The sequence below is a fragment of the Leptolyngbya sp. PL-A3 genome (assembly GCF_039962325.1).
In the GTDB taxonomy this organism is placed as follows: domain Bacteria; phylum Cyanobacteriota; class Cyanobacteriia; order Elainellales; family Elainellaceae; genus Vacuolonema.
The window spans coordinates 41,402-47,401 of the sequence record NZ_JAMPLB010000055.1 but is presented as its reverse complement, the minus strand read 5'-3'; the positions used below and the strand labels follow the sequence as shown (position 1 = coordinate 47,401).

Annotated in this window: 6 protein-coding genes; 3 read left to right on the top strand and 3 right to left on the bottom strand. The window is 46.3% G+C overall.

The features are described 5' to 3' along the window. Positions 1-161 precede the first annotated feature (161 nt). Entirely contained in the window at positions 162-623 is a 462-nt protein-coding gene (locus tag NDI52_RS26905) for a DUF4383 domain-containing protein (protein WP_190773971.1), read from the top strand. Between the two features lie 292 nt (positions 624-915). Here NDI52_RS26905 and NDI52_RS26900 read toward each other — a convergent pair whose 3' ends face one another. After that, positions 916-1,107 carry a hypothetical protein gene (locus tag NDI52_RS26900; RefSeq protein WP_190773972.1) on the bottom strand — a complete coding sequence of 64 codons (192 nt, stop codon included), beginning with the start codon at positions 1,105-1,107 and terminating at the stop codon, positions 916-918. Between the two features lie 346 nt (positions 1,108-1,453). On the opposite strand from NDI52_RS26900, the gene NDI52_RS26895 reads away from it, so the two are divergent. Further along, positions 1,454-2,230, top strand: coding sequence for a class I SAM-dependent methyltransferase (locus NDI52_RS26895; protein ID WP_190773973.1), 777 nt, complete (start codon positions 1,454-1,456; stop codon positions 2,228-2,230). Here the strand turns inward: NDI52_RS26895 and NDI52_RS26890 are convergent. Further along, a complete protein-coding gene (locus NDI52_RS26890; RefSeq protein WP_190773974.1) occupies positions 2,222-3,040 on the bottom strand; it encodes an alpha/beta hydrolase in 819 nt (272 codons plus the stop codon). The genes NDI52_RS26895 and NDI52_RS26890 overlap by 9 nt on opposite strands. Before the next feature lie 114 nt (positions 3,041-3,154). Then, the gene (locus NDI52_RS26885) at positions 3,155-4,009 is read right to left on the bottom strand and encodes an alpha/beta hydrolase-fold protein (RefSeq protein WP_199307593.1); all 855 of its coding nucleotides are present in this window, start codon (positions 4,007-4,009) and stop codon (positions 3,155-3,157) included. Positions 4,010-4,794: 785 nt separating this feature from the next. Between NDI52_RS26885 and NDI52_RS26880 the strand changes: the two genes are divergently transcribed. Continuing rightward, entirely contained in the window at positions 4,795-5,583 is a 789-nt protein-coding gene (locus tag NDI52_RS26880) for an SGNH/GDSL hydrolase family protein (protein WP_199307594.1), read from the top strand. The last annotated feature ends 417 nt before the right edge of the window (positions 5,584-6,000 follow it).

Genomic DNA, 6,000 nt, shown 5'->3' with positions numbered 1-6,000 from the left:
CGAGGATGTTCCATTCTTCATCAGTGAGGCTGCTGGAATATGGCATGGTACCTTGGTTCAAGGGATTTCAGTACCTTAATTTGAGATTGTAAAGATGTCAAATGGGTTCTATAAACTGTCTTTTCATTTCTAATCCCTTTTCATAAGGAGCATTCAGTATTATGGGCGCGCGCAATTTTGCCCTAATCAGCGGTATTCTCTATATCATCGTTGGCCTTTCCGGATTTATTCCGGGTATGGTTGCAACTCCTGGGCCAGGGGGGCCTGATGTTGCTGTTGGTGCTGGTTATGGTTACCTACTGTCAACGTTCCCTGTCAATATTCTGCACAACTTGGTGCATTTAGCTGTAGGAATTTGGGGAGTTTCTGTATTTCGTAGCTATGTTCAATCCCGAAATTACAGTCGGGGTTTAGCTATCTTTTATGGTGTGCTTGCCATCATGGGATTGCTACCTGTCCTTAATACAACGTTTGGCCTGATTCCCATCTTTGGTAATGATGTTTGGCTCCATGCGTTAACTGCGTTAATTGCAGCCTATTTCGGATTCAAAACACCTACGAACCGAGAACTTCGTGAACATGAGCGAGAACTGGTCGGTGGTCGCGCTCGCAATCGATTCTAAGGATCTGCTGAGTAGGCGTTGAATCAAGCCGTTCAAGATAAGCTGGATGCCTATTTTTGTCTGCCGAGCATATATAAAGATGGGTGCTTCCGTATTAAACATAAAGCTGTGCCGCCCACTCAGTGGGTGGCACAGCTTTATGTTTAATAGGCCCTTAGGAGATTTCCAGGTAAGAACTTCCCCATTATTTGGAAAAAAGGCGCGGCTTAGCCGCGCCTTTTTTCCAAATAATGGGGATATTGTTTCTCGAAATCTCCTTAGTAGCGTAAAACGTATAAGGCCGGGACAACACTCATTCCGCTTGAGCATCATCTGTTGAAGGTTTTACACTGCCCGGCTTCTCGGCCTCTGCATTAGCGGAATTGTTCCGAAACATCTTATCCGTATCAGGATCTGGCTGTTCACCCGCACCGGGTACAGAGTCCAATTCGGTCTGAGGAAGCTGCTCTAGACCAAGGGATTCATCATCTTTTTCAGTGGGCATAATTATTTCCTCATAGTGGTTCTGTGGCCAGTTTAAGTAGTTCAGCCCTATTTGTCCTCTGGCGCAAAGCTAGCGATCGCTAAATTTTTCTCTATCTAATGAGCGATTTGATTCTTCGGGTGGTGTACGTTACGAGGCTTATGCTAGAGCCTACTTCAAAGATTATTTTCCTGTGCAAAACGTACGAAAAAATTAACTTTTAACCAGCAATAAAAAAATGACAACACTCTTTCTCTTTCATTAGATAGGAATATAAACAGCCTTTACTTTCGAGAGATAAAACAGGCAATGAGAACCGTCAGCATTAATATTGAACGCTATTATTAAGTTCTCTTAAGACTGCATTATGCTGCAAGGTCTCTTCTCCTCTAATCTGCTGCAATCGTTGATTGAACAGGATCCGCTTCAATGGTATAAAAGCCGTGATTGGCAAAAGGAGAGCGATCGCTTCCGTCACCCAGGTATAAGTTATCCGACCTACTACAAGGATCAAAATTTCCATAGTATTAAAAACGGTTATCTAAGTGTTGAAGCCGCTGTTTCTTATGATCTAGTTAGCCCTTGTTTATTGCTTCCTAACGAACAGTTGGTTCGTCGTACCTTAATCAATAAAATTCGTGAAAAACCTCAGCATATTTTAGATTTGGGCTGTGGCACAGGCTCCATGACATTGTTGCTTAAACAAGCGTTTCCGTCTGCTAAAGTGATTGGCTTAGATTTGTCACCTTATATGCTAGTTATGGCAGCCACTAAAGCCCAACAGGAAGGAGCCGACATTCAATTTCTACAAGGCAATGCGGAAAAGACCCAATTCCCCGATTGTTCCTTTGATCTAATTACTGCTTCTTTGCTTTTTCATGAAACACCCAGCACGACTGCAAGAACTATTTTGCAAGAGAGCTACCGTCTATTAAAGCCAGGTGGCAAGATTGCCATCATGGATGGCAACCAACTTTTTCTACGTCGAGTGAACTGGGTGAACCCAATTTTTGAGGAGCCCTACGCTGCTGAGTATGCGGATGGAGACATGACGGCCTGGTTACAGTCTTCTGGATTCGCCCATGTTCATACCCAATCGGTTTGGTGGATGCATCAAGTCTCTTATGGCGTGAAGCTAGATTAATGAAGCACCGCGATCGCTTGAGCTGTCCTTAATTCCTTCTACCTCATCTAAAAAGCTAAGAACCAACGGCACAAACTTTTCAGGGCGAAGCATAGCCCATTCATGATACTCGCCCTCAACGATGATTGATTTAGCATGGGGAATGTGTTCTGCAAACTCGTAGGCCATTTGCAATGGGATAAAGCGATCGCCCCCTCCCCATAACACTAAAGTTGGTGCTTGAACTTGGGGTAAAAGTGGTCGTAGATCTCGCTGTAGGGCTAATTGCGCTGCTTTCAAAACATTGCCGGTGTTAAAGACGCCGTTGTAAAGCAAAGCATATACAAATTTCAGCAATGGGATGGGTTTGATTTTAGGAATTTCTAGGAGGAGTTCGCGAACTCGTAGCAAAAGAACTTTAGGGAAAGAACCTAGCGGAATACCTGTGCTGTCAGTCAGGACGAGACTGCTTACCCGTGACGGATGAGTAGCTGCCAGAGCGATCGCCACAGCCCCCCCTCCAGAGTGCCCCACCAGGTGGACTTTGGAAAGACTCAGGGCATCTAGAAGGGAAATAAGCGGTTCAACATAACTAAGATGATGGGTCAGATATTGAGGATACTTAGCTTTTCCAAAGCCCGGCAGATCAGGTGCAATGACTCGGTAGTGCTGGCATAGTAAATTTAGGCTTCTACGGTAGGGGGCTGTGGTCATGCCCCAACCGTGTAAAAACAAAATAGGAGCTGAGCCAGATGCATCGCCCCCTTCTAAATAAAGTGTTCGATAGCTTGGTAAATCTAGTTGCTTCTTCGTTAAGCGATCGCCCATCATCGAATTGTGACTCCTCGAACCAATTTCGCACACCATAAATCCCAGAGTCTTGTGTAAAAGATGCGATTTACTGCACGTCCTACATAAAATTCTGGGGTTTATGCAATAGCATTTCTAAGCCATAAACCATGTCATACTTTCCTGGGCAATGGCTGTCGGAACCGTATGAGGCCCATCGAATTCCTGGTACCGCACGTCGTAGCCACTCTGTTGTAACTGTGGAACAATGCGGCGGCTGCATCGATCAATGGGCAGCACCGTATCATGTTGGCCGTGGGAAATAAACACACGAGGTTCCCCTACCTGGGCCGCAGGAGCCATGAAACCCGGTGAAAAGGCGAGAATGTGTGTGAAGAGATCACCATTGGTGATGCCCACAGAAAGGGCATAGGACGCCCCATCCGAGAAGCCAGCGATCGCTATCCGGCTCGGGTCGATAGCGTAACGGCTAAATGTTTGCGCTAAAGCCTGGTCAATAAATGCGATGTCTGGCCCATATTGGTTGATAATTACATCCCAGGTTTGTCGCCGTGAATCTACAGCCAACACAATCGCCGTTAAGTTATCTGCAAGGGGCCGAATAATCCTGAGTCCACCCTCGGCATCACCACCAGCACCATGCAGCATGAGCACTAGAGGGGCCGGTTGATTGTTTTGATAGGTAGGAGGTACATAAATCCAACCATCCCGCTGGCCATCTAGTTGGAGGGGATGAAGCCCTGTTGCTCCGGCTTCGGTAGGCTGTGCAGGGCGTGTCTGCAACCGCCCTACTGCCCCTGAACTTGCTCGCTTTAATGTTTTCATAACAGATTGAGTTTGTTCTACACAATGGATAGGGGTAGAGATAGCGATCGGTAGGGCAAAGTACACTCCAAAGCGCAGAAAACCTCGGCGTGTCCAGTTTGAAAAGAAGCCGTGGTTAAGTTGCCCAGAGCTTGAATCACTGTTCGCTCTGTTGTGCCGCTTCATGGTCCATTTGTTCTTCGAGTGCCATAAAAGTACCTCAAACTGTAAATTAAGCGACTTGAGCACTTATATCAGTGATGAAATCGCTTTAACAAAGGATGCATTTTAGCCGTCAAACCTATGCACACGTTAGAGCATTCAAAGACTGTTGGCATTGTTCTTTTGAAGGATAAGAAGCCGATAAATACCAGACACATCCAATTCCTTGGGAACTGTTGTAAGAATTATTTTTCCGTGTACAAAGCGTACAAAAAATAGTTTTTCTGACAAGCTTTAAAGCATTCCCTAGACATGCGGTTTGTGCTTCTGAAAGGAATACAAAAGCCCTTTCCATCACCAAAAATTACGCACTTAAAGCATGGCTCATATCTCAAGACAGGATGAAAAATAAACTACCTCTAAAACCTCTATTCTGTTGCGGTGGCTTAGCCATCGCAACAGAATAGAGGTTTTGTCCCAGCTAAGGGCTCATATTCACTTTTACAACATGATGGTGTGTGAGTATTCTTGTCCACAGTTTTAGTCCCATTCAACGTAGGGCAATCCACACTCCAACATCATAGGGAACCGAAACTAGTTGCATCGATAGGTTTGCTACCTTAGATGAGATGGCCTTAGATTGTACTGAAATCATTTACTAGAGCAGTGCAGAGCGATCGCGTTTAGTAGCAAAAATAATTTGATCCGTCACTTTGTAGAAATAAAATAGCCGCTACATTCCTAAAATACTGTAAATGTCAGCCGCTATTGTTTATCAGAGCCCGTTTATCATTAGCCTCCCCAAAGTCATGAAGCAACTCTACGTTTTTGGAGACAGTCTTTCTGATACCGGAACTGTGTTCCGAGCGACAGGAGGGATGTATCCGTCTGATCCACCCTATTTTCAAGGGCGTTATTCTAATGGTCTGGTCTGGGTTGAATACCTGGCCAATCGCCTTTCCATTGAGCACGTCAATAATGCAGCCTGTGGCGGGGCGACAACAGCTAATGATGGCAGCATGGTGCCTGGCCTTCTGGCTCAGGTGCAAGCCTTTAAGCAAAAGCAGCGTCAGGCTGATAACGAGGCTCTTTACATCTTATGGGCTGGAGCAAATGACTATCTCCAGGGTGTCAACGATACAACGCGTCCGGTTGCGAATATCGTAGAGGCGATCGCTACCCTGTCTAGCCTGGGTGCCCAAAGGATTTTAGTAGCAAACCTACCCGATTTAGGTCATTTACCGGCTACCCGATTCAGCGGTAACTCTAGCTTACTGAGCCGCTTGTCTGAGGCCCATAATGTGGCGTTGCGACGTGCACTCAAACAGTTGCAACAACAACACTCCCATCTGCAAATTGCAGCCATGGATGCTTATAAGCTGTATGAGGAGGCGATCGCCCAACCCGCAGCGTTTGGTTTTGCTCAGGTCACTCAAGCTTGCTTAGCGGGTACTCGCCCTGCTGGAAACCCCGAGCAATTTCTATTTTGGGATAGTATTCATCCTACGACTGCTGCCCATCGCCATCTCGCGGAGGCCGCTCTAACCGCGATCAAAGCCGCTGGTATCCAGCCAACGGGCCCAATTCTTCTGGCCTAAAATTTGGGTACCATACCGATTAACGATTGCAGCTTGAAGTCGCGATCGTGCCCACTTACAGCGTTTTGCGCTTGAATGGCCACGGTTGTTTTTGTGAGAGTCAGGCGGAGCGCGGTTCTCACAAAAACAACCAGACTTTAGCGCTTGAAAAGCGTTGTAAGCAGATATCAGAACTAACTAACCTCAATTTGGGATAAGCCCAAGAGCCCATTTAGTCGTGTGCTATGCGCACGACTAAATGGGCTTTTTTGAGGGGCGCGCCTTGCGCGCCCCTCGAAAAAGTCCTTAACCCAAACTGAGGTTAACTACGGTACGGTTATCTCTGGCGATCGCACTGGTGTAATGAGAGCCATCAGCCATGGCCCAATCAATGTGGCTAGAGATTGGAGCGATCGCAACTGTACTTCAGAATTAGCA